This is a genomic window from Dendronalium phyllosphericum CENA369, from assembly GCF_016056275.1.
GTDB classification, from domain to species: domain Bacteria; phylum Cyanobacteriota; class Cyanobacteriia; order Cyanobacteriales; family Nostocaceae; genus Dendronalium; species Dendronalium phyllosphericum.
Genome location: NZ_JAECZA010000033.1, coordinates 17,360 through 40,673 on the forward strand (window position 1 = coordinate 17,360; position 23,314 = coordinate 40,673).

The 23,314-nt window shown below is 40.6% G+C and carries 20 protein-coding genes; 8 read left to right on the forward strand and 12 right to left on the reverse strand.

Translation table 11 applies throughout. The features are described 5' to 3' along the window. Positions 1–510: 510 nt before the first annotated feature. From I8752_RS10575 to I8752_RS10585, 3 genes are all read left to right on the forward strand, one after another. Complete coding sequence (locus I8752_RS10575; protein ID WP_214432271.1) at positions 511–870, forward strand: hypothetical protein; 360 nt, start codon at positions 511–513, stop codon at positions 868–870. Between the two features lie 273 nt (positions 871–1,143). After that, positions 1,144–2,496: a histidine phosphatase family protein gene (locus I8752_RS10580; protein WP_214432272.1), complete on the forward strand. Its 1,353-nt coding sequence runs from the start codon at positions 1,144–1,146 to the stop codon at positions 2,494–2,496. Positions 2,497–2,773: 277 nt separating this feature from the next. Further along, positions 2,774–4,066: a dihydroorotase gene (locus tag I8752_RS10585; RefSeq protein WP_214432273.1), complete on the forward strand. Its 1,293-nt coding sequence runs from the start codon at positions 2,774–2,776 to the stop codon at positions 4,064–4,066. A 100-nt stretch (positions 4,067–4,166) separates the two neighbouring features. Here the strand turns inward: I8752_RS10585 and I8752_RS10590 are convergent, their stop codons facing one another. From I8752_RS10590 to I8752_RS10600, 3 genes are all read right to left on the reverse strand, one after another. After that, positions 4,167–4,940: an ABC transporter permease gene (locus I8752_RS10590; protein WP_214432274.1), complete on the reverse strand. Its 774-nt coding sequence runs from the start codon at positions 4,938–4,940 to the stop codon at positions 4,167–4,169. 150 nt (positions 4,941–5,090) lie between these two features. Next, a complete protein-coding gene (locus I8752_RS10595) occupies positions 5,091–6,593 on the reverse strand; it encodes a BamA/TamA family outer membrane protein (protein ID WP_214432275.1) in 1,503 nt (500 codons plus the stop codon). 270 nt (positions 6,594–6,863) lie between these two features. Next, a complete protein-coding gene (locus I8752_RS10600; RefSeq protein ID WP_214432276.1) occupies positions 6,864–7,097 on the reverse strand; it encodes an EF-hand domain-containing protein in 234 nt (77 codons plus the stop codon). A 417-nt stretch (positions 7,098–7,514) separates the two neighbouring features. Between I8752_RS10600 and I8752_RS10605 the strand changes: the two genes are divergently transcribed. Continuing rightward, positions 7,515–9,452, forward strand: a complete 1,938-nt coding sequence (locus tag I8752_RS10605; protein WP_214432277.1) for an FAD-dependent oxidoreductase — start codon at positions 7,515–7,517, stop codon at positions 9,450–9,452. Positions 9,453–9,614: 162 nt separating this feature from the next. Here I8752_RS10605 and apcB read toward each other — a convergent pair whose 3' ends face one another. Beyond that, entirely contained in the window at positions 9,615–10,124 is a 510-nt protein-coding gene (gene apcB / locus I8752_RS10610) for an allophycocyanin subunit beta (protein WP_214432278.1), read from the reverse strand. A 359-nt stretch (positions 10,125–10,483) separates the two neighbouring features. Between apcB and glnA the strand changes: the two genes are divergently transcribed. After that, a complete protein-coding gene (gene glnA, locus I8752_RS10615) occupies positions 10,484–11,899 on the forward strand; it encodes a type I glutamate--ammonia ligase (protein WP_214432279.1) in 1,416 nt (471 codons plus the stop codon). A 98-nt stretch (positions 11,900–11,997) separates the two neighbouring features. Here the strand turns inward: glnA and I8752_RS10620 are convergent, their stop codons facing one another. Next, positions 11,998–12,198 (reverse strand): hypothetical protein, encoded by a 201-nt coding sequence (locus I8752_RS10620; protein ID WP_214432280.1) that lies wholly within the window; start codon positions 12,196–12,198, stop codon positions 11,998–12,000. 591 nt (positions 12,199–12,789) lie between these two features. Here I8752_RS10620 and I8752_RS10625 point away from each other — a divergent pair. After that, positions 12,790–13,686: a ferritin-like domain-containing protein gene (locus I8752_RS10625; protein WP_214432281.1), complete on the forward strand. Its 897-nt coding sequence runs from the start codon at positions 12,790–12,792 to the stop codon at positions 13,684–13,686. A gap of 281 nt (positions 13,687–13,967) precedes the next feature. On the opposite strand, the gene I8752_RS10630 is transcribed toward I8752_RS10625, so the two are convergent. The 5 genes from I8752_RS10630 to I8752_RS10650 all read right to left on the reverse strand — a co-directional run bounded on the left by I8752_RS10630 (position 13,968) and on the right by I8752_RS10650 (position 18,730). Further along, positions 13,968–14,126 carry a hypothetical protein gene (locus tag I8752_RS10630; RefSeq protein ID WP_214432282.1) on the reverse strand — a complete coding sequence of 53 codons (159 nt, stop codon included), beginning with the start codon at positions 14,124–14,126 and terminating at the stop codon, positions 13,968–13,970. A gap of 152 nt (positions 14,127–14,278) precedes the next feature. Next, on the reverse strand, positions 14,279–14,503 hold the full coding sequence (gene patX, locus I8752_RS10635; protein ID WP_214432283.1) for a heterocyst-inhibiting protein PatX: 225 nt from the start codon (positions 14,501–14,503) through the stop codon (positions 14,279–14,281). A 101-nt stretch (positions 14,504–14,604) separates the two neighbouring features. Next, positions 14,605–16,362 carry an FAD-dependent oxidoreductase gene (locus I8752_RS10640; protein WP_214432284.1) on the reverse strand — a complete coding sequence of 586 codons (1,758 nt, stop codon included), beginning with the start codon at positions 16,360–16,362 and terminating at the stop codon, positions 14,605–14,607. Positions 16,363–16,502: 140 nt separating this feature from the next. After that, a complete protein-coding gene (locus I8752_RS10645) occupies positions 16,503–17,132 on the reverse strand; it encodes an iron reductase (protein ID WP_225895583.1) in 630 nt (209 codons plus the stop codon). A gap of 131 nt (positions 17,133–17,263) precedes the next feature. Then, positions 17,264–18,730, reverse strand: coding sequence for a serine/threonine-protein kinase (locus I8752_RS10650; protein ID WP_214432285.1), 1,467 nt, complete (start codon positions 18,728–18,730; stop codon positions 17,264–17,266). Positions 18,731–18,752: 22 nt separating this feature from the next. On the opposite strand from I8752_RS10650, the gene I8752_RS10655 reads away from it, so the two are divergent. Then, positions 18,753–19,016: a hypothetical protein gene (locus I8752_RS10655; protein WP_214432286.1), complete on the forward strand. Its 264-nt coding sequence runs from the start codon at positions 18,753–18,755 to the stop codon at positions 19,014–19,016. 21 nt (positions 19,017–19,037) lie between these two features. Here the strand turns inward: I8752_RS10655 and I8752_RS10660 are convergent, their stop codons facing one another. Both I8752_RS10660 and I8752_RS10665 read right to left on the reverse strand, forming a co-directional pair. Continuing rightward, the gene (locus tag I8752_RS10660; protein WP_214432287.1) at positions 19,038–19,604 is read right to left on the reverse strand and encodes a hypothetical protein; all 567 of its coding nucleotides are present in this window, start codon (positions 19,602–19,604) and stop codon (positions 19,038–19,040) included. A gap of 14 nt (positions 19,605–19,618) precedes the next feature. Further along, positions 19,619–21,112 carry a DUF4407 domain-containing protein gene (locus I8752_RS10665; protein ID WP_214432288.1) on the reverse strand — a complete coding sequence of 498 codons (1,494 nt, stop codon included), beginning with the start codon at positions 21,110–21,112 and terminating at the stop codon, positions 19,619–19,621. 1,055 nt (positions 21,113–22,167) lie between these two features. Between I8752_RS10665 and I8752_RS10670 the strand changes: the two genes are divergently transcribed. Then, positions 22,168–23,217: a zinc-dependent dehydrogenase gene (locus I8752_RS10670; RefSeq protein WP_214432289.1), complete on the forward strand. Its 1,050-nt coding sequence runs from the start codon at positions 22,168–22,170 to the stop codon at positions 23,215–23,217. The last annotated feature ends 97 nt before the right edge of the window (positions 23,218–23,314 follow it).

The following is a 23,314-nucleotide window of genomic DNA, read 5'->3' on the forward strand; positions in this document are numbered from 1 at the left end:
GGCGATGTCTGATGAAAAGCGGCTACGCATCTACGCTTTGAAGTTATCGACATGACAACCAAACTGCACTACTCAATTATGGATAACTAGGAATTGCGATCGCTACTACTACAATTCACAATTGATTTAGATAATTCTCTGACTATTTTGCCTGTCAATATTTCATAACTTAATATCTACAGCTATCTTAATGCCTCATTATCTAAAAATCACTCTTTTGATTCGTTAGTTTAACATTAATTAATCATTAAGATAGGTTCTATACTAATTAAACTACTTTATTCTTAATAATAATTTGTTTCATGTTGTATTTTGGGAAAGGTTGCAACTTTTCCACAATAATCTTTTGTCTATTTATTTTATCGATCGGAAGATAAAAATTATTGACAATGCTAATTTCCTTAAATACCATAGTGTTTGGAGCATAGCTCATACTAAATAGTATCAGTCGCACAAATAATTTGTTTAGAGAATAACAACAAACAACAATAAAGAATTGGGATAAAACTAATGAACGCTAAAATTGTTACCGCTTTGACAATTGTGGCAGCTTTTGCAACCTTAGAAACCCCGGTTCGCGCCCAATTACCAGAAGTAAACAGCTTAAATCCACAGAGCTATAAATTAACTGGTGATTCTTTAGAAGGGGTTGGTAATCGAACAGCCCAGGATGACTTTACAAAATTCTTTAATAGTAAAAATTCAGTCAGCATCCCTAGCAATAACGAACAGAAAAATACGGCTCCAAGTAAGCTTCGCTTAAACCAGACAATATCATCGCCAGAGACTCAGATTTTATTACAGCCAGCGGCTCAGTCTTCAAACGGCAACGATGGAGTGCAAGTGCAGTTGGATTTAGGGAAGGAGTAGGAGAGCAGAGGGAGCGGGGGGAGACAAGGGAGACAAAGGGGACAAGGGAGATAAGGCAGTGAGGGAGAATAACTTCCGACCTCCAACTTGCGACTTGCGACTTGCGACTTGCGACTTCTGCCTCCTGCCTCCTGCCTTCTGACAACTGACTCTTGTACAGACGCGATTAATCGCGTCTCTACCACTGACACAAACACCAAATCTATTTAATAGATTAATTCTGCAAACAGATTGCAGTAAAATTAGTCCTTTAGATAGAGGAGGGCAAAACGGATGGCTCGTGTCATCATTGTGCGCCACGGACAAAGCAGCTACAACACCGAGCGGCGTATCCAAGGACGCACTGATGTGTCAGTTTTAACGGAAAAAGGTCATAACGATGCCAGTAAAGTCGGCAAAGCCCTCAGTAATATTTTATTTAATGCAATTTACAGCAGTCCTCTCCAGCGAGCCAAAAATACAGCCGAAATCATCCACAATGAGCTAGCAATTCATTCTGGAAAAAATGCTGTTCTCCAAACTTCTGAGAAGTTGCTGGAAATTGACTTGCCTTTGTGGGAAGCAATGCTCACGGCTGATGTCAAGCAGAAGTTTGCTGAAGACTATCGCATCTGGCACGAACATCCTGACGAACTGCGGATGTTGCTAAATGAGGCAGAGGGAACCAGAGAACATTTTCCTGTCCTCGCTTTGTACGAACAAGCGCGGCAATTTTGGCAAGAAATTTTGCCTCAGCATCAAAGCGAAACCATTCTCATAGTTGGGCATAACGGTATTAATCGCGCTCTCATCAGCACGGCGCTGGGGATTCCTCCAAGTCGCTATCATTGCCTACAGCAATCTAATTGTGGACTGACTGTATTGAATTTTGCCGGAGGATTGGGAGAAGCAGTTCAGCTGGAGTCAATGAATCAGACGCAACACATGGGAGAGGCGTTACCCACATTGCGACCCGATCATCAGGGAGTAAGATTGTTACTGGTGCGTCATGGAGAGACTGAGTGGAATCGTCAAACCAGATTTCAAGGACAAATTGACGTTCCTCTCAACGACAATGGCAGACAACAGGCGCAAAAAGCAGGTGAATTTCTTCAAGATGTGGCAATTGACTTTGCTGTTAGTAGCTCAATGCTGCGTCCTAAAGAAACGGCAGAAATTATCCTGCGACACCATCCCGATATCAAGTTGGAATTACAAGATGGTTTAAGGGAAATCAGCCACGGACTCTGGGAAGGAAAATTAGAAGAAGAAATAGAGCAAGAGTTTCCGGGAGAGTTGCAGCGTTGGCGAACACAGCCAGCAGCAGTACAAATGCCCGAAGGAGAAAATTTACAGCAAGTTTGGGAGCGTAGCGTCGCAGCTTGGCAATCAATTGTGCAAACAGCATTAAATAATCAACTTAAAACCGGATTAATAGTGGCTCACGACGCTACTAATAAAACTTTGCTGTGTCATATTCTGGGTTTACCAACAGAAAATTTCTGGAATTTCCGCCAAGGTAATGGCGCAGTTAGCGTCATCGACTATTCCACTGGATTAAATGGTTTACCAGTACTGCAAGCAATGAATATCACCGCTCACTTGGGTGGAGGCGTACTAGATAAAACAGCAGCGGGAGCATTGTAAAAAAGTGCTGAGTGCTGAGTGCTGAGTGCTGAGTTAGGAGTTAGGGGTGAGGAGTAAAGTCAAGAATCAGGAGCATTGTCAAAAAGTGAGGAGTAAAGAGTGAGAAATGAGAAATTAAGTTAAGAGTCAAGAAGCAAATAACTCATAACTTCTAACTGCTATAGCCGTAGCCACATCCTTTAGGACAGTTGTGATTGCTCAAAGCCTTAAAGTAAAAGGGTTTTTACTCAGCACTCAGCACTTTGCTATAACTCATAACTTCTAACTCAAAATTTTTATGACTGAACTGCTACAAGAAGTACGGGTAATCGACCCAATCTCTAAAACAGACCAACTAGCTGATGTGCTAATTGCTGATGGTGAAATTCAAGCTGTAGCGGCACAAATTTCTAATATTGGTTCCGATACTCAAATCCGAGATTGTCGGGGATTAGTTCTAGGGCCTGGGTTAGTGGATTTGTATAGCCATTCTGGCGAACCAGGGTTTGAAGAACGGGAAACTTTATCGTCTCTGTTACAAGCTGCTGCTGCTGGCGGTTTCACCAGAGTTAGTATCTTACCCAATACATCGCCGCCAATCGATCGCCCTGCTCTTGTAGCACAGTTGCAAAAGTGGAAATCACAGGAGAGTTTATATACTTTTTCTCCCTCACTTACCCCCCGCTCTCCCGCTCCCCTGCTGAATATCTGGGGTGCTATCACCTTAGATGTTGCTGGAAAACAGATGACAGAATTGGCAGATTTAGCCGCTGCTGGAATTGTCGGTTTTAGTGATGGTAAGCCTTTAGAAAATTTGGCTTTAGTGCAGCGAGTGTTGGAATATCTCCAGCCGTTGGGTAAACCGATCGCATTTTATCCTTCCGATCGCCAACTTGCAGCTAATGGAGTTATGCGCGAAGGCCCAAATGCCTTACGCTTTGGTTTGCCACCAATACCCGCTAGTGCAGAAACAACTGCGATCGCTGCTTTATTAGAATTGGTAGCCGCCACAAATACACCAGTGCATATTATGCGTGTCTCCACAGCGCGCAGTGTAGAACTAATCGCATCAGCCAAAGCGGCTGGTTTACCGATTACCGCCAGCACTACTTGGATGCACCTTTTGCTAGATACCAGAGCAATTAAAAGTTATCACACTAGCTTGCATTTAGACCCACCTTTAGGAAATCCCAGCGATCTTGTAGCTTTGCGCGCAGGGGTGCGTGCGGGTGTTGTAGATGCGATCGCTATCGATCACGCACCTTACACCTACGAAGAAAAAGTCCAAGCTTTTGCTGAAGCACCATCGGGGACAATTGGTTTAGAGTTAGCGTTACCTTTGCTGTGGCAGTATCTTGTAGAAACTGGAGAATTTACAGCTTTAGAATTATGGCAAGCTTTGAGTACCAAGCCAGCAGAGTGTTTAAGGCAGAAAATGAGTGCGATCGCTCCTCATCAACCAGCAGAACTTACTCTATTTGACCCCCAGCAAACTTGGACAGTCGAAAGCAAAAATCTACATACACTTTCTAGTAATACACCTTGGCTAGCACAACAATTGAAAGGTCGTGTTGTGCAAACTTGGTGTTAGTTGTTAACGGAAAAAAGATAGTTATAGGTGATTCATAAAGCAACGCTTAACGCACCAACATATCTAATCCTGACTTAATATTTACTTGACAAATAGGCTTTTATAGTTTCTTTTCAACTATCAGCATCCGTCGATAAGATAACCAACCACCTATAACCATTACTAAAGCAAAAACTAATAAAAACCAAAAGTGTGATTTGATATCACTAATCTTTTCTCCCTTCGCTGAAACTGCTACTAAAGCAACATTCATGTGATAAATAGGGTTGAATTTGGCAATATTAAGTAGTGTTTGCGGAAATAGTGAAGCAGGTAAAAATGCCCCGCCTAAAATTAACAAGGGAACTCCAAAAGCTGCTACTAATGCGTTGACATCTTCGATACGACGAGCCAATTGTGTACCTAAAATAAAGCCTAAGCCAACGTAAGCGACAATACTCATTAAAATAATTGTCAATCCCAACAAAATAGAACCTTGAAAGCTGGCTCCCCAAAACGCAGCAATGGTATAAATCAATAAAGTTTGTCCCATACCAATACAGCTATGAGCAAGAAAAATTCCTAAAAAATATGATGTACCACTCAAAGGAGAAACAAAAAGGCGTTTGAGAGTTTGCTGTTCTCTTTCTGCAACTACAGTTGCCACACTACCACCCAAGCAGCTAAAAAATAATGCTGCACCTACTAATGTTGAAGGTGCAGCAAATTCAAAAGCAACGGACGTTGATAATTTTGCTCTTTCTGCCAAAATAAATCCGCTGAGGATTAACACTGAGATAGGGAAAATACACCAAAAAATTAGGCTGCGTCTGCGTCGCAATAGTTCGGTTAAAATGCGTCGGCTCACAGCTATAGTTTCACGCCAATATTTCATCTTTAAAAAAGGGACTGGGGACGCAAAAATAAGGAGATGGGAGAGCAGAAGAAATAAAACAACTGACTCTTGTAAAGACGCGATTAATCGCGTCTCTACGACAACTGACTCTTGTAAAGACGCGATTAATCGCATCTCTACTTCTATTTATCAAAATCGCTGACCAGTAGTAACTTCCAATCTAACTTCACCTCGATCGCTAATTCCCAAGTCGCCACGAATTAGCCCTATGGGCGATTTTGCTCGCAAACCTAGGCCGTAACCAAAGCCACTCCCTGGTTTACCTCGCAGTTCGCCTGGTTCTCCTAGCACTGTTTTTCCAGACCCGAAATCTGAGGCAAAGTCAGTAAAGATAACTCCTCCTAGCCACTGACGAATTGGGAAACGGTATTCTACAGAAGCTAAACCATAACTACGACCACTGGCAACTTTCCCAGAACCATAACCTCTGACAGAATTTAATCCCCCGATTTCAAAGGCATCAGCTGGTGGAAACTCTCCAAGGATTGTCCCAAGTTGCAAGTTTACAGCTAACATTTCTGGGTTATCAGAGGACTGCTCTTTACTTATCAACCTGACTGGCAGATATTGAATATAATTTCCCTGCACTCGGTTACTAAAAATGTTGCCCAGTCCGATCGGAATTGCTTGTTCGGTACTCAGCGTAAGGATTGAACCTTGTGTAGGATTATCACGACGATCGCGCTCATCTTTAGATACAGTAAAGGATACTGTAAATAAGTCATCAATGCCAGTACCGCTAACAGAAAGGGGACTGCCTAATCTATCGACTCGTGCAACATTATAATCGCGATCGCGCAAGCTGATTCTGCTGTAGTTCAAACCTATAGCTGTATCCCAGTCATCCAAAGCCCCTAAAACTGCCACAGAACCGCCAATTCTCCCTTCGCGTACTTTATCTCCATTCGCTAATCTAATATCTTCGTTGAAGGTTTGAGATAAATCTCGACTGCGAAAAGTTCTAATGCTGTAACCTAGGCGGTTTGGTTCTCCGCGACGATAGGGACTAGTAAACTGAGTGTTATATTGGAAACCTTTTTCACCTATTTGAAATTTTAAATCTAGTCGATCGTTTAAACCGCTAATATTTGCATCTTTATAACCAACCTCACCGTAAAGCCCAATATCTTCGCTACTACCACCTCCGAAATTTAAAGAGGGGAAGCGACGCTCTTTAATTTCATAGATGATATTAACGCCTGAAGCATCTTCTTCAAAAAAACCTCTGACTTCATCAAATGACTCTAATCTTCTCAGTCGTTGCAAGTCTTTCTGAAATGTATCTTCACGAAATACCTGACCAGATTTGAGTTTTAAAAGACCAATAATAAACTTTTTCTGGGTACGTCCTGCAATCAGTTGACCTTTGTCATTAACTGACTGACCTTTATCATTAATAAAAACAATGCGGATATTTTTAATAATTCGTTGAGAGAAGTCAATAGTCTGGGCATTTTTGACTGTGGGTATCTCTACCGCAGTTGGTCTAATGTAATCACCATATTGGGCATACCCCCAGGATACGACACTACCAGATCCATCCTGAGTAGAAGCTGGAAAATCTGCACGCGCTTCTCGATCCCCACACACCAACACCGCCAATATCAAAACTACAGCTATTTGAACGCGCATATTGAAAACCTGCTAGTGTTACTAAGTTTACACAAATCTCAGTGCAAACATAACCAGCGCAAACCGCGATCGCAGTAAAAGGGACTGGGGATTGGGGATTAGAGATTGGGAAAAGGAGAAAGGTTTGGTATTTTCCTTTTCCCTTTTCCCACCTATGAGCAAAAAGCATTTTTGCCCATAAGTCTAATTACTTAGAAATTGCAAATCCCTCTTAGCGTCGGCTAGAAAGGGATTTGGCGTATTGGGTATTTGGTATTGGATTTTTGACTGCTAGGTTAAATTATTTGCTTTCTCAACTGCTCGCTTTAAATCTTCAAAGGTAATACTACGGTCCCCGTCTGAATCATACTGTAATACCAACTCCTGGGGGCTAGTGATACCTGTTTCTGCTGAGATGATTGCACTTAAGCCAGGACTTAAAAAAAGCTCATTAATGGAGACTTTGCCATCTCTATCGGTATCTAATTCATTAAAAAGGGATTGAAGCTCTTGCTCGGTTGCCATAAATTTCTATCTGAATTGATTTTTAAATTTAATATCTCATTAATCTCTCAAAATTAAACAAACTTATATCCTTAGACGTAGAAACGGATATCGCTGGGGCTTAGATCCGGTGTAAGCTGTTCTGGAAAATAACGCTTAAATAACAGCTAATGAGGAATAAGTCAAGAGATTGTCAACTAAAGATAAAGTGGAAAGTAAAGACTCTACAGTAAAATTTGGGAATTTATATCCAGTTTTCACTCTGATTTCATCCTTGATTTTTTCTTTAGTTACATCTAGCTATTGACAATTTTTACCGTTCTGCAAAAATAAATCCGTTTGGGCTGAACGCGACAATGAAAAAACACAAGCAATCTGCTAGCTAACAGCTCTGATTTATTGCTAGTAATTTATCGTGGATAATTAATTTTGTAACCAATGAGTCAACCATTTAATTTATCAGAATCATCTACTATCAACCGTCGCACGCTACTCAAAGTATTTGGTATTGGGGCGATTGCAGGGGTAACAGGATACTCTCGGTTTAGTAAGCCAAAACCTACAGTATTTCAAAAAGATACACTCAATTTACCACGGCTACTTCATCAACAAAAAAGTGTTGTAGTTATTGGCGGTGGTTTAGCAGGTTTAGCTTGTGCTTATGAATTGAGTCAGCGGGGATTTGCAGTTACGCTTTTAGAAAAATCTCCTCAATTAGGTGGCAAAATTGCTAGTTGGCAAATAGAAGCTGCTGGTGAAACTTTTATGATGGAACATGGGTTTCATGGCTTTTTTCCCCAGTACTATAACTTGAATAACATAGTTGCAGAATTGGGGATAAATGATAACTTTGAATCGTTAAATTCTTATTCAGTTATTTACCGCGATCGCCAATATAAACCAGAAGTATTTCATCCTAGTAATTCTGCCTTTCCCTGGAATATTATAGATTTAGCGATCGCTTCTCCCAATCGTTTCAAATGGGGAATTAATCTCACTAAACTCAAACATTTGCAAGTGTTTCAAGCAATTTCTGGTTTTCAGCGAGAAAAGAACTATCAACGGTTTGATAATATCTCAGTTGCCGATTGGGTAAAAACAGAATTTCCTCAAGGTTTATACGATTTGTATTTTCTGCCTTTTGCTAAATCTAGCTTGAATGCACCAGATATAATGAGTGTAGGAGAACTCATGCAATTCTTCCATTTTTATTTTTTTGGCAATCCAGAAGGGCTAGCTTTTAATGGTACGAAAGACGATATGGGTACAAGTTTAGTGCAACCTATCGTCAGGGCAATTAAAAGAAATAATGGCAAAATTATTACTGATGCAAATGTGGCTGAAGTCTCTGTTGCAAAAGGGAAAATCGATGCTTTAAAATATTATATTGGTAGCAATAAAAATAATGTTCCTTTTTGGGTAAAGCGGAATTCCTCTGTTAAGACTGAAGAAATAAAATATTTTGGCGCAGCTGATGAATTATTTGCTGTATCATCTAATAGTAAAGAAGCAATTTCACTTACCTGCACTCATCAAGGCTGCACCGTACAAATGGCAGCAGATGGTAAGTTTCATTGCCCTTGTCATGGAGCAATTTTTACTGCTGATGGTAAAGTTTTAAAAGGGCCTGCTCAACGAGATTTATCAAAATTGCAAATAGTACAACAACAAAACGATGAATTGCAATTGGTAGCAGCAAAGGAATCAGCATCACCAGAAATTATGAAAGCAGATTATTACGTCTTTGCTACCGATGTTCCTGGAGTACAACAACTATTTAAACTAGTGAGTGGAGACGTAGATCGAAAAGTGCGATCGCAGGTTGAAAAATTGAGTATCGCTGACCCATTTGCTGTCTGTCGTTTTTGGTTTGACCGCGATTTTACATGGGAACAAAGTAATTTTACTTCTTTATCTGGGTATCAATTAACTGATAGTATCACCCTTTATCATCGCATCCAAAAACAATTCATCGACTGGGCACAACGAACAGGTGGTAGTGTCGTTGAATTACACGCTTACTGCTATAAAGAAAAAGAGTTTCCGAATCAACAAGCTTTGTTAACAACTTTTGAAAACGAACTTTATACAATTGTTCCTGAGTTAAAGCAAGCGAATCTATTGCACCGAGAATTAGTGAATCAACATAACTTTTCTGGTTATCCACCCAACAGTTATGCACAACGTCCCGAAACTAGCACCAATGTTTCTAACTTATTGTTTGCGGGAGATTGGGTAAAAATGCCTTTTCCTTCTGGGTTAATGGAACGTGCTGTTAGTAGTGGTTTATTAGCAGCTAATGAAATTTTATATCGTGAGGGTTTGCAGAGGCGATCGCTTTTCTCGGTGAATCCCGAAGGATTGTTACAAATCTAAATCATTAACTGAGTTACAGTTTGTAAAAAAAAGCGATCGCTACTTGCTGTCATAGTCAAAGTGCGATCGCGCTAATTTTATACTAATTGTCAAATTACTTGTACAGCAGGTCAGAAATGAAGTAAAAACTTGTGTCTAAAACTTTTTTCTTTCTGCCTTCTTCTAAATATCCTTCTCGCTTAACTCACGAGTGATATGGTCAAAAGGTTCATCCACAAAAGCAGTATTAGCTACACCCGCAGCTAGCACTTGTTCCTTAACTAAATCCTTGAGAATTTGGACACCGCGAACGGTTGGGCCAATGGGTACTCCTAAAGAATTGTAAGTTTCCCGCAGTCCTTGCAGTACTCGCTCATCCAACACATTCGTATTACCAGCAACCAAAGCGTAGGTAGCATAGCGCAGGTAGTAGTCCATATCGCGCAGACAAGCCGCATAACGACGAGTCGTATAAGCATTTCCACCAGGACGAATTAATTCTGGCAGTTCTTCAAACAACCTCAAACCAGCCTGCTTCACAAGTCCAGCTGCATTAGAATTAATTGCCCCCGCAGCTTGCACCCGTGCTGTACCACTTTCAAAGTATGATTTAAGGCTATCAATCGCATTGCGATCGAAATATCGGCCTGCTACGTCATAATTCTTAATCAAGCTTGTTACTGCATCGCGCATTCCTTCTTCTCCCAATCGTTGCTATCTATGGTTTGATATTAATTTGGCTGCACTTACGCAACAGCAAATTTTTGTGCTATTTAAAATTAGATTCGGCACAAAAATAATCATCCGCTACTTAAGGATTCTATGCCAAAGTTGACCCCTATGAGACGAACTTTACTGTTTTGTACACATGACTGAGGAAAGGTTAATATAACCTGTAATCCAGATAATCTGTAACAAATACTACAAAATTCTTTAATGTCCAGTATTTACGATATTGCAGGTGTGTCATCAACTGGGTTCAGATCGTCAGGGTTAGAATGCTTTGGAAGATTCTAGTTTTACTTTAGAAAATTGGTAGAGAAGGAGTAACAATGACAACCCCACAAGAAGTCTTGAAGAGAATTCAAGATGAAAAGATTGAACTGATCGATCTGAAATTCATCGATATACCAGGAACTTGGCAGCACCTGACTCTGTACCAAAACCAAATCGATGAGAGTTCATTTACCGATGGCGTACCATTCGATGGTTCTAGTATCCGGGGTTGGAAGGCAATCAACGAATCGGACATGACAATGGTACTCGATCCGAATACTGCCTGGATCGATCCCTTCATGGAAGTGCCGACACTAAGCATTGTTTGTAGCATTAAAGAACCCCGTACAGGTGAATGGTACAACCGTTGCCCTCGCGTTATTGCCCAAAAAGCTATAGACTACTTAGTTTCTACTGGTATCGGTGACACAGCCTTCTTTGGCCCGGAAGCTGAATTTTTTATCTTTGATAGTGTCCGCTTCGATCAAACCGCCAATGAAGGCTACTACTACGTAGATTCTATAGAAGGTCGTTGGAATTCTGGTAAAAACGAAAAGCCGAATCTGGGTTACAAACCACGCTTCAAAGAGGGGTACTTCCCAGTTTCACCAACAGATTCTCTGCAAGACATCCGTACAGAGATGCTGTTGACGATGGCAAAATTAGGCGTACCTATTGAAAAGCACCACCACGAAGTAGCCACAGGCGGTCAGTGCGAATTGGGTTTCCGCTTCGGTAAATTGATCGAAGCAGCTGATTGGCTACTGATTTACAAATACGTTATTAAGAACGTAGCTTGGAAACATGGAAAAACTGTCACCTTCATGCCAAAACCCTTGTTTGGTGATAACGGTTCTGGGATGCACACCCACCAGTCCATCTGGAAAGATGGTCAGCCTCTATTCGCAGGCGATAAGTACGCTGGTTTGAGTGAAACAGCACTATATTACATTGGTGGTCTGCTCAAACATGCACCAGCGCTATTAGGAATTACCAATCCCAGCACTAACTCCTACAAGCGCTTAGTACCTGGTTATGAAGCACCAGTGAACTTGGCTTACTCCCAAGGGAACCGTTCGGCTTCTATCCGTATTCCTTTGTCTGGGGATAACCCAAAAGCTAAACGCTTAGAGTTCCGTTGTCCAGATGCTACTGCTAACCCCTACTTGGCATTTGCTGCCATGCTTTGTGCTGGTATCGATGGCATCAAGAACAAAATTCATCCTGGCGAACCCTTAGATAAAAATATCTATGAACTTTCTCCAGAAGAACTGGCGAAGGTTCCTTCTACTCCCGGTTCTCTAGAATTGGCATTAGAAGCACTAGAAAAAGATCATGCTTTCTTGACAGAGTCAGGCGTGTTCACAGAAGACTTCATCGAAAATTGGATTGACTACAAACTAGCTAACGAAGTCAAGCCTTTGCAGCTACGTCCTCATCCCTACGAGTTTAATCTGTATTACGATGCCTAGTTAATAGCTGTATCTTAAAGCATAAATTTTGCCACCCTAGAGGGTGGCTTTTTTTAGAGTAGAAATCACTTAAAAATATAGCTAAGAACTCTGCCAACCTAGCTCATCGAAGCATGGCTGCTTCCATAAATCATCCGTGTCGTATGCTCTACTTTCCCTTGAATGGGATTCCAGTACTGGGATGCTTCTTCAGGAAGACCGAGTTCTTGTGCAGCGCGCATCATCATCGATTGTTGACGATTCTTGATTTGGTGATATTGACGCACCATTAACGCACGAGATTTTTCTTGAATAGACATAATACAGTCCTCCCTATGTTTTTAGTTATATATCTTTAGCTAGCTATCCTTACAAAATCATATTAACAATAATTCTGTAACGAAAGTTACAAAATCGCTATTCTGAAATAAAAATTTATATTTCAAAGTTGTCAATTAGACAATTACTGGCTGAAATCTTGGTTTAACTTGCTTTCACGCAGAAAACAATGGAGATGGGGAGAGTTTTTGCGATAAATTCCCTGCATTCCCTATCTTTTCGTTCCCGTATCCTGTTTGTGTCAAGTTCGCCTCTAGCGAAAAATCTTTCTCAGGGTCAATAATTTGTTCGTTACATTTATTTACACTTAGAAAGTTAAACTTATACATCGGCAATTTTTAAGTACATAGTTTGATTTAAAGTTTTATTTTTTACTTATAAGTATTATGGTTTGGAATTACTAGTACACAACAACAGAAATAAATGTACGATCTTAAATACCTACAGTGCTTGTTTTATTTGTTATGTAACTTATTCTGGTCTTGAGCTTTCTGTCTGACTGTACTAGTACAGAAGTTAAAACCAACAAAGTTAGCATTAGATAACATACTTTACAAAAGTCAACAAAAACTATGACAGTTGTTTATCCACGTAAATTTCAGAATACTTTGGGTGCGAGGGAGATTCTCAAACGGGTAGTAAGCGATCGCGAACTCCATCTAATTACCCTCAATCGCTACCGCTACAGCGAGCAACGCAGTTGCAAAGACCTAACTGAGGTAGTTGAAAAGCTGGATGGACAACCACGAGAACTAATACGGGATTTGTCTCACCACATCTCGGATGAGGCTCGTCATGCTATGTGGCTAACCGATTTGCTCTTCGATTTAGGAGCTAATATCGGAACTCCCCCTGGAATTTCTTATATTGATGAATTCGATCGCCTGTTAGACAAAGATACTTACGATCCAAAAAGCAATTTAGAAGACACCTTAATAGCTGGCTTGGCAGCAATTAACATCACTGAAAAACGGGGTTGTGAATATTTTTCTGCCCATATTTACGCACTCAAACAAGCACCGCAAACAGCAGAAAACATCAAAATCCGCGAAACCATCGAAAAAATTCTCCCAGAAGAAGCCGGACACGTTCGCTGGGGTAATCGATGGTTAGGACAAATAGCAAATCAAAGTCCAGAGCTTCGGCAAAAGGTAGAGGAAGCCAAGCGCAAATATGCCGCAATAGAACAGGCGGCATTTGAATCGGGAATGGATATTACCCTAGGTGCAGAGCTGCGGCGGGTGACTAACCTTGTAGAAGTAGCAAATACAATGCCACTTTGGGAACGCCCTAAATATCTCATGGAGCGCTTACCACAAACTTTGCTAGCACCTGAATTGCAGTTTACTAGGATTCAAGCTGCACAAAAGGCATGGCAGCGCGATCCACAAGCGTTTATGGAGAAGTTTGTACCCATGTTCCTTAACGGCATTCAAGGTACAAAGAAAGACAACAAAAAAACTGTATAAAACTAGCTAGGTAAGGCTTAAACCTTAGAGGCTATTTATAAAGTAAATATTAAGTAGCGTGTGTTACGGCCATGCAAGTATTTGGGAGTTTGAGAGAGTGAGAGGTAGCCGTAACGCACCATGTTTATCGGTGCGTTAAGCGTAGCTATAACGCACCCTACAATTTAAGGTTTATTTTATAAATCATGCCTTACCTATTTTTGTAACAAAGTAGAATCCTAAAATATTAGATGTTGATGAGTCAGCAAATCATACCCAACTAGTAGTGGATCAAAAATCAACTATTTTCCAATCATGATAGTTGGTTGTTCGCAAAGAAAAATATCTACAATAGATGCCCTTGATGTGAAGCGATCGCCTGAATAGCGACATCCTGTGAAGAGCAAAAATATATTTGGTGATGCTGTCGATACAGGCAGTGATTTTAATTCGATATCCAAATGCAGTGATGAAAAACTCAGTGAAAATTGAAGTTTTTTGTGTGTCAATATTCAGTCTCTAGGAGATAAGTTAGGTACAATATTTTACCGATTTTAAATTGGCTTATCGTGAGACTTCTCCCGATAGTACAACAAGCGCGCTCCTGAGATTATTAACCATTAGAACGGGCATTCTTGGATTGAATTAAATCTCTACGTCCTCCACCCCGATATGGTGTTGGGCTTTCTGGCTCGCTAGGTTGAGGTTTAGCTGAAACCAACTGTTGGGAACTAGAATCAGCTAGCGCTACAAAAGATGAGCTATTTACTACTGAGCAATTAATAGTCAAGGAACTGAACGCTAGACTCGAAATTAAAAGAGAAAGGGAAGTACGCATAGCAGATGTTTATTTTGGAACTGTCTTATCTACTGCTACTTAATTTCTCTATATGTGTCCGGAAAATTTTCTAAAAAAGTATTGTGTTTTACAGAAATAAATTATTTTGGCAATTTTCCTATATCTTCAATTAATAACCAATGACCGGAATGATTTAAGCGACCTCGAACAGTCATTAGTTGTTCGCTGACAGTAGTTTGTAGCAGATCGTCTATATGCGATCGCAAAGTCACAAGCTGCCACACTTGCCCTTGATATTGGATTGGTGTGGCGATCGTATATTTGTAATCCTGCTGATTCAGACGATGGAAAACGCCTGTGAAACAATCATTTTTTTGTTCTAAGCGATCGGATTTATTCAAATATGCAGCGGGGCAATTCCCACTTAAAGGATAAGCTTGCGGCTCATCTAAGTAATAAATTTGCCAGTGCAACCATTCAGGGCGATCGGGCAGTGAATCAAATAAAGGTATAATCGCGGCAGGCGAGTGTAAATCTTGCAATAAAGCTTCTTGCAACGCTCTTACAGGTAAATCTCTAGGCTGTACGCCCAACTCAACGCACATAGCCGCTGCCATTCCCGCTGCTTGACCTATCCCCATCACTACAGGTTGTAACCGAGTCGCACCGTTAGCAATATGGGAGACAGAAATATTCTTTTCACAAACCAATAAGCCATCTGTAGCTGCTGGAATCAAGCAACGATAGGGAATAGTGAAGGGAGTCCCAGTCCAACGCCCGCCCCAGCGGATAGATTTGGGTTGCAGTGGCAAAGTGAAGCCAGGATAATGGTGGTCGTTGGCGTAGTTACCAATCGCAATTGTATCTGGGTAAATTGATGCCACCCTACCCTCCGCCATTGGTAAAATATCTTGTTCGCGGACGGTAGTCAGTCCTACCAAGCGTCGGCTTTCGCGGTAGTAGGGATGCAGTGCAAAAGCAGTAGGCGTATGAGGAAAAACTTCTTCTGCCAAGCCATAGCGACGACCCAGTTGATTTTGAATATAATGAGCGAAATTTTGGCTATGCCAGCGACACTCTTGGAGAAACTCGCGTTTAGATGCTTCTGACTCTATCAGTCGCCCTACGCTTTCGCCATAGTCATTACCACAAATGGGCCAATTAATCATCAATAAGCCCTGTGGTAAACGCCCGTAGTTTAAAAATCGCTCTGCACCATAGTCATCCCAAGCGCCGACAAACTGTGATGGATTGTAGTTGGGAGCAACCGGAATTTCTGGGGCGACTGCTTCACCAAAATCTTGCATAATTACTACCCACGTGGGCGCTTGCAATGGATATCTTTCGGTAAGGGAATTAAACTCAACTGGGGCGCTGGGTTCTTTCCATTCAGATTGCAACTCCCAACCCCAACAATAAGGTATCTCCCCCAGAGCTAATAAATCTCCTAATTCTGTACCATCGATAATAATCTTGGCTTCGACAATGAAATCGGCAAAGCGAACGCTAGTTATACAATTTTCGCCCCGAAAAACTTCTAAAGGCACTCGTCCGGAAATCCAATGCAGATTTGACAATTCCTGTACCCAATCTGCAAAAATCTCTGCCCCTAGACGGGGATCGTAACTAAAAAAGCTTACCCAACTATTATCTAATCCTCCTATTTGTCGGTGTTGCAATTCTTGTAAAAAAGCGCCCCATAAACCAGTTTGAAAAGCAGCTAGTTCGTTACCATCAGGTGCAGAGACTCCAGCCGAAGTCAGCATTCCTCCCAACCAAGAAAATTCACTGACTAAGATAGTTTTAGCTCCCCTTCGTGCTGCTTGAATAGCAGCAGCAGTACCTCCAGTTCCCCCACCAACAACTAAGACATCGGCTGTATATTTTTGATTAACCATAAATTCTGAAAAATTGGCTTTTAACTGCCTTTTATTTATCTAGCTTGTATTTTATTTTGTGTAAATGTAAATATATATGCTAACGGCAAAAAATAAGTAAAAAATCTCCGCGATCGCCAAGCTTTTAACAGTTAAAATTATTATCTTCTAATATACACATTAATCAATTGTTTATTAAGCGACTGAATAAATTGTATTGTAAGTTTTTGGGAAAGCATAAAAAAACTAATTAGTACAATTATCATAGCGATAGGAGTAATGTAAGTCCAACTTCCATACATTTTTAATAATATATGCAAAGGCAATATAAATATTACTAAATATGTTAAGGTGTGTAGCTTTTTCCAATTACTCTTTAGTAACTTGATACTGATATCGTTAGATGTAACTGCTAATAATGTAAAAATTACAAGTATTGACAAACCTGTGAACGTATGTATACAAGTACCAAAATTTAATAAGTTTAACTTTTTATTAAAAATTACAAGAACACTATGATGACTTGCAAAACAAAAAGCGGCAATCCCAAAGTAACGACGATTTTTAGATAGTAATTTTATAAAAGTATGTTTATGAAAATGAGGAAAAACTATTTTGAATATTGAAGGATATATAGTAGCGCTATAATAAATTAATGATACAAAACCTATAATATTCGCTAATGGTGCTATCTTCAAAACAAAAGTAAGCAAAGCACTAATAATATAGCCCCAAATAACTAGTTGGCTAAAAACTAAGTATCCCTTGCCCAATAAAAATTTTAATTGCATATTTACAACTTTTTTAGTAAATATTCAAGTTTTGATTTGAGCTTTTAGAATAGCAATCATTTTGGGGATCTTGGTTATGTGAATCTACTGAATTTGTAAAAATTTTGTAAAGCGGAATGAGGAATTACCAATTACAGAATGTTTTTTGTATTTTTGAGATTTCTTAATAGTAAAACTAGTACTGCACCCGACAAAATTCCGCCAACCCAACCGCCCAAAGCATTGACAAAAATCCACCAACCAGACTGTTCAACTACTTGCCGCAAAATCAACCATTGGATAATTCCAATTGCAGGGCCAATCAAAAACATGGAGTTATAAGGGTTAGGGCCGCATAAAAGAACGGCAATACAAAAACCAAGGGTAGTTCCTGATATCCACAACTTGTCAGATACGGAAACTTGCCGTCGTAGCACTAACAATTGCATGAACCCTAATGTTAGTCCGACTGTAATAGCAACGGCCAATCTTCGTGGAATGCTACCGAATGGCTGTACAGTCATATGGGCGATCGCTGCCAAAATACCGCCCCCAAATAAACCTACAATATTCACTAACACCCATTGAAGATAAAAACCTACTCCCACTTGTAGCTTTTTAGCTTGAGATGGTTGAATTTGTTGGGGAATCTCTTGACGATACTGGGCTGGAACTGTTGGAGGTGGGGAATATAGTGGGGGTTCAGAATTAATTGGCTGCGGTTGTGGTACATCGCCAGGATGTGTATAAGGTAGTGTTACTGCGTATCCTGGAGAAGTGGATATTTGTGTTGGCATGTCAGCACCCAACTGCAGCAACCCAGCTAAAGCCTCTGTTGCTGATTGATAGCGTTGACGAAAGTCATAACGTATCATCCAATCTAAGATATCTGCTAAGGTCTGGCTCACCTCTACCGAGTTACGCCAAATAATTTCAGCTGTCTGCACATCTTCTTGTAGCTGATGGGGCATTAACCCTGTCAAAGCTTGAATGCCAATCATACCCACAGCATAAACATCACTACTTAATCTGGGGCTACCGCGACTCTGTTCGCTAGGCATATAACCAGCAGTACCAATACCCACAGTCATTTTAGTTACGCCTTCACCGTTTACCATCTGAGTACTAATTTCCTTCACCGCCCCAAAATCTATTAATACAACCTTGCGATCGCTGTTGCGGCGAATTAAGTTAGGAGGTTTAATATCTCGGTGAATGACATTATTTTTATGGACAAAAGCTAATGGTTGCAGAATATCCTGTAATAGCGAAATAGTATAAGCTTCACTCAATGGCTTACCAGGAATGAGTTCATCGCCGATAGGATGACCATCAATAAATTGTTGAACTAAAAAGAATTCTTGATTTTCTTCAAAATGAGCCATTAATTGCGGAATTTGGTCGTGGGTTCCTAATTTATGTAGCAATTGTGCTTCTGATTCAAATAAGCGCCTGGCAACTTGCAAAGTCATGGGGTCAGTTGCCATCGGTTTGAGTTGTTTAACTACACAAAGACTGTTGTAAAGTTTCGTGTCTTCAGCGATGTATGTTTGACCAAAACCACCAGCACCCAAAACTCGAATAATTTTATAACGTCCATCTAGTACCTGACCAAGCATAAAAGACACACTTACTAGAAGAATGCCTAGTATTTTAACCTCACTCTTTGAAATGCCAAGTGGTAGGTGTCTTTATATACGTTTCGGATATTGCGTTATAGATGAAGCTCCTAGCTTGGAAGCAGGTACAACCCACCAAAAAATAGACAGAAATGCCAACTTCACAGATGGCAAGCATGTTTATGAAAAAGCAGTGCGCTATTATCAGCAGCAGAAAGTGCCCTCCAAAGAGGACACCTCCGATATCACGACTATTTCTACATCAGAACAAGTTGCGCTGTTATAAAAACGCAACAAAGTAAAGGAATTAAGCGCACAAAGCCTCAGTACGCTCTTTAAACATACGAACTGTTGTAATCACTTGTGCTAGCTGTGAATAATACATCTCGTCCACAAACATTTTTGATTGCACTCTGTATTCTTCTGGTAGTCGTTCAATTTGTTCAAGTCCATCAAGAAGGTGATCGACAGCTTCTTTTAATTGTGGTTTTGCGTCCCCATACAGTTTTTTTATCAATCGTAATTGTTCCTCCGCAAAAGCCGCATCATGTCGCACTTGGGCTATTTCGTATCGTGAACGTGCCGCCTGCTCAATTTCGCTTGATACGGAATCGTATAAAACTTTCATCATCCGGCGTTGTGCCTGCCCTCCATCATAAATTGCCTGAGCTTGTTGTTCTCGCAAGGCACGTTGTTCTTGAGAAGGAAATATCTTTTCTAAAAGACCCATACCTTCTAGTACATTACCGTTTGATGTATACATCATGTATGTCTTTATTTTATTGATAATATCGTCGTTACCAGAATTTTTAGAAATTCTTGCTTCATTGTTTTTACGAGTAATACCAAATTTTGGCTCATTAAAAAAACTCATTTACTAACCTTCCTTTATAACTTAAAATCTGGCTCATCTTTTTCGTGATTGCGCTTTAAATCCGTCATGAAATCGTCAAAGTTAACTGATTGATTGTTATTTTCTTTATATTGTCCATTTTTATTTCCAACCTTATGAACATGTTCAGCAGTAACAAACACATTTCCATTTTCTTTATGATTGTTTTCCTGTTCACTATCTGTCTCACCAATAGATTCCTTTGCTTTTTCCCTTTCTGCCAAAATTTTCTTAACTAGCTCCTGTCTATATTCTGCTTGTGCCTTTTCGCTAAAAACTTCATCAAAGACACTCTCCCAAATTGCATCTTCTTTTATCCTATACTGATGCTTCCTGCTAACATATGTCTCAACATCTTTATTTCTTTCGCGCACTATCAATAAAGCATTATATTCATTTACTTTAATATTTTCATTTTGTAATTTCCAAAAAAAATCATCAATTGAATCAAAGTGCATGAAGAAAGTTTTATAGAGAATAGGCGCTGAATCAATAGCAAAAAATACGGCAAAAATAATCAGGTGCATTCTTCCTTCTGGGGTTATGTCAAAATGCCGCCTCCCTTCTGATTGCGCGTCGGTTAACCCCTTTTGTAACTCACCTTTCTTGTTGTACTGGTTTGCAGAGATATTGGCAGGAATATTTGAGTTTTCATCGAGGCGTGTAAAGCCCATTTCCACAATGGCATTGAGCATCCTGCCATAACTCAAAACGGCCGGGTCACCTCTGCGAATAGCGTCTCTTTCTTTTTGAAGACGTTGTCTTTCCGCATCATATTTTTCTACTCTTTTTCCTGCGGCTTCATCCTTATAGAACTCTGTCTTTCCAGAAGGACTTATTCTAGCTCTTGTTCTTACGCGATTTACCTGATCTTGTTGAATGGATACTATTTTGTCTTTACGGTCGATTTCTTTTTCAAGGTATTGCTTGATGTTATCTTTGAAGGCAAAAATGACAAGGGATGTTGAGAAAAAAGCACCAATGATCCCCCCGACCATTAGGCGCAGGAGCAGGGTTCCCCAGATTTCTACCCAAATACCAGGACTGAACCACCATTTTGCTTTCTTTTTACGTCCTGACACGGCCATTTTATCCAGCAAAAAAACCGCCGTTCCTACCACTGCTGCTGTCGCCCATGCTCCAAGCACGGAACCTGCGAATAAGTAATACCCCGTCATGAAGCCGCCGAGCGCTGCAACGCTGCCTACTAAAACCACCATGCTGCCAATCAGGGTATAGCGGGTGGTTAATGAATGCTGGATAATATCTTCGCGGTAAACGCTTGCTGCAAAAGATGCGATATCACGGTATATATCGACCGTTCGCTGCTGCCAGGTACGCGGCGGTGCGTTTTTAACGTAGCGTTTCTGGCGCTGCTGTTTGCGTACCTGGTAATGGGGGTACGTTATTTTTTTAAAAGGGTTATGATCTTGCAACCACCACTGCCAGACAAATTTTCTCGGTTGCTGTTTGTTGTTATGGTTTTTCATGGTCAATGTCCTGTGGGATCAGTCACCAGCACCTCATTAAAGACATAATGAGTCATGGTGCTTTTTATAGGACTTTCGAGAACACAGACATTGCAGTCATTGGACATCGAAATAGATCCCCCGATTAATCCTTCAAAATCAACGAGCAACAAATATTAAACAAACGCTCATTTTTCAAATTTCATAAAAATGAACATTTGTTTTGTTTATTTATTCACTAATAAATCAGACATCTCTAAAACAGGCTGTCGGAATGCCGTTCTCCATAGAAGAAACGAATCACCGCAACCTGGTTTTGCTAAAATTGCGGTGCACGAGTAGTATTTTAGGAATAGTTTTCTGTAAAATTCCGTAGGCTTATCCGTACAAGCAACGTAAGTTTTTAATCGTTGGGAAGATTTTGCGTCCCATTTCCGAGTGTTATGGGGCATAATAGCAGAGGGGGAAGTAGCCCCCTATATGTAGATGACAACAACTAGTCGTCAAAAACAACTACAGTAAATTGTTTTTGACGAAGAAGTGGGCTTCTAGTGGCATAGAAGTCTGCTTCTCTGATAAAAACAGCACAAGGGCTGTTTTAGTATGTTATGCGCGATTTTATTCAGTGTAACATGCTAATGTTGTTGTATGCGTTTTTCTCCTCATGAGAAAAATACAAAATTTAAGAAGCACCTTTTTAAAGTAGAGGAAAGGCGTATTCACTTAGACCTCTGCGAGCAGCCAATGTTCCCCAGTCCAACACATTGGCAACAGTAAATATTAAGCACTTTGAAGAAAAGGATCTTGCCTTTAGGAAGATACAAGCGCAGTCTACAGATCAATTTCTGACTTAGCTATACAACCTCGATCCAGAGAAAATGGTTAAAATACTGGAATTACAGTCTCAAAGTCTCAAAAAGCTACCGATGAATTTTGCACAACTACACTACTTGAACTATTGAGCAAAAAAGTACCAGACTTTGCTGGCTATATTTTGTCGTACAAATCCAAAAATTCATAGCTGAACGTTGACCGCTAATGTTACATCTAATATCGTTGAGCGGTAAAAAATCAACGTGAAAGCACAGGTATTTAGAGGCGTAAATCAACTTTCTTACGAAGAGATCCCAGTACCGACTCTGGAACCGGATGAAGTGCTGGTACAGGTACAAGTCGTGGGTTTGTGTCAGTCAGATATCAAAAAAATTCGTTATCCTCTGTACGAACCACCGCGTATATTTGGACATGAAACTGCTGGCACGATCGCCGCAGTAGGTTCTGAAGTCAAAGCTTGGCAAGTGGGACAACGAGTAGCGGTGATGCACCACATCCCTTGTATGCGTTGCGCTTACTGCCTAAATGATAATTTTTCCATGTGCGATGTCTACAAAAACATCTCCACGACAGCTGGATTTAATGCCAGCGGTGGCGGTTTTGCTGAGTATGTCAAGGTTCCAGGACATATTGTGCAAAATGGTGGGTTAATTCCCATTCCCGATCGCATTAGTTTTGAAGAAGCGAGTTTTGTAGAACCGACCAACTGCTGTCTCAAAGCAGTGAAAAAAGCTCAAATTGCCCCCGGACAAACTGTTTTAGTCACGGGAGCCGGGCCAATTGGATTAATGTTTGTGATGTTGGTGAAGTATTTCGGAGCCAAAGCGATCGCCACCGATTTACTGCCCTCTAGAATTGAAAAAGCTGTAAATGTCGGCGCAGAAGCAGCTTTCGACGCACGCGATTCCGATTTACCTGCGAAAATTCATGCCCTTACCGATGGTATGGGTGTTGATGTCACCCTGCTGGCTGTCCCTAGCGAGAAAGCCTTCGCTCAAGCACTTGACTGTACCCGCAAAGGTGGCAAAATCTTGTTTTTCGCGGAATTCCCCGATGAATTAGAAATACCTATTAATCCCAATATTCTCTATCGCCGCGAAATCGACTTGATGGGCAGCTACAGTTCATCGTACCGCCTTCAGAATTTGTCGGTTGACATTGTATTTAATCGGCGCATAGATGTGCAAGCATTAATTAGCGATCGCTACCCATTACAAAATTTATCAAAAGCCGTAGAACAAGCGATCGCTCCGACTCCGGAAACCTACAAGATATTGATTTATCCCCAGTGAGGAGATGAGGGAGATGAGGGAGATGAGGGAGATTAGAGGCTATGCAGATAGATTAATATTTTCTCCCCCAGCCTCCCCCGCTCCCCCAGCTCTCTTT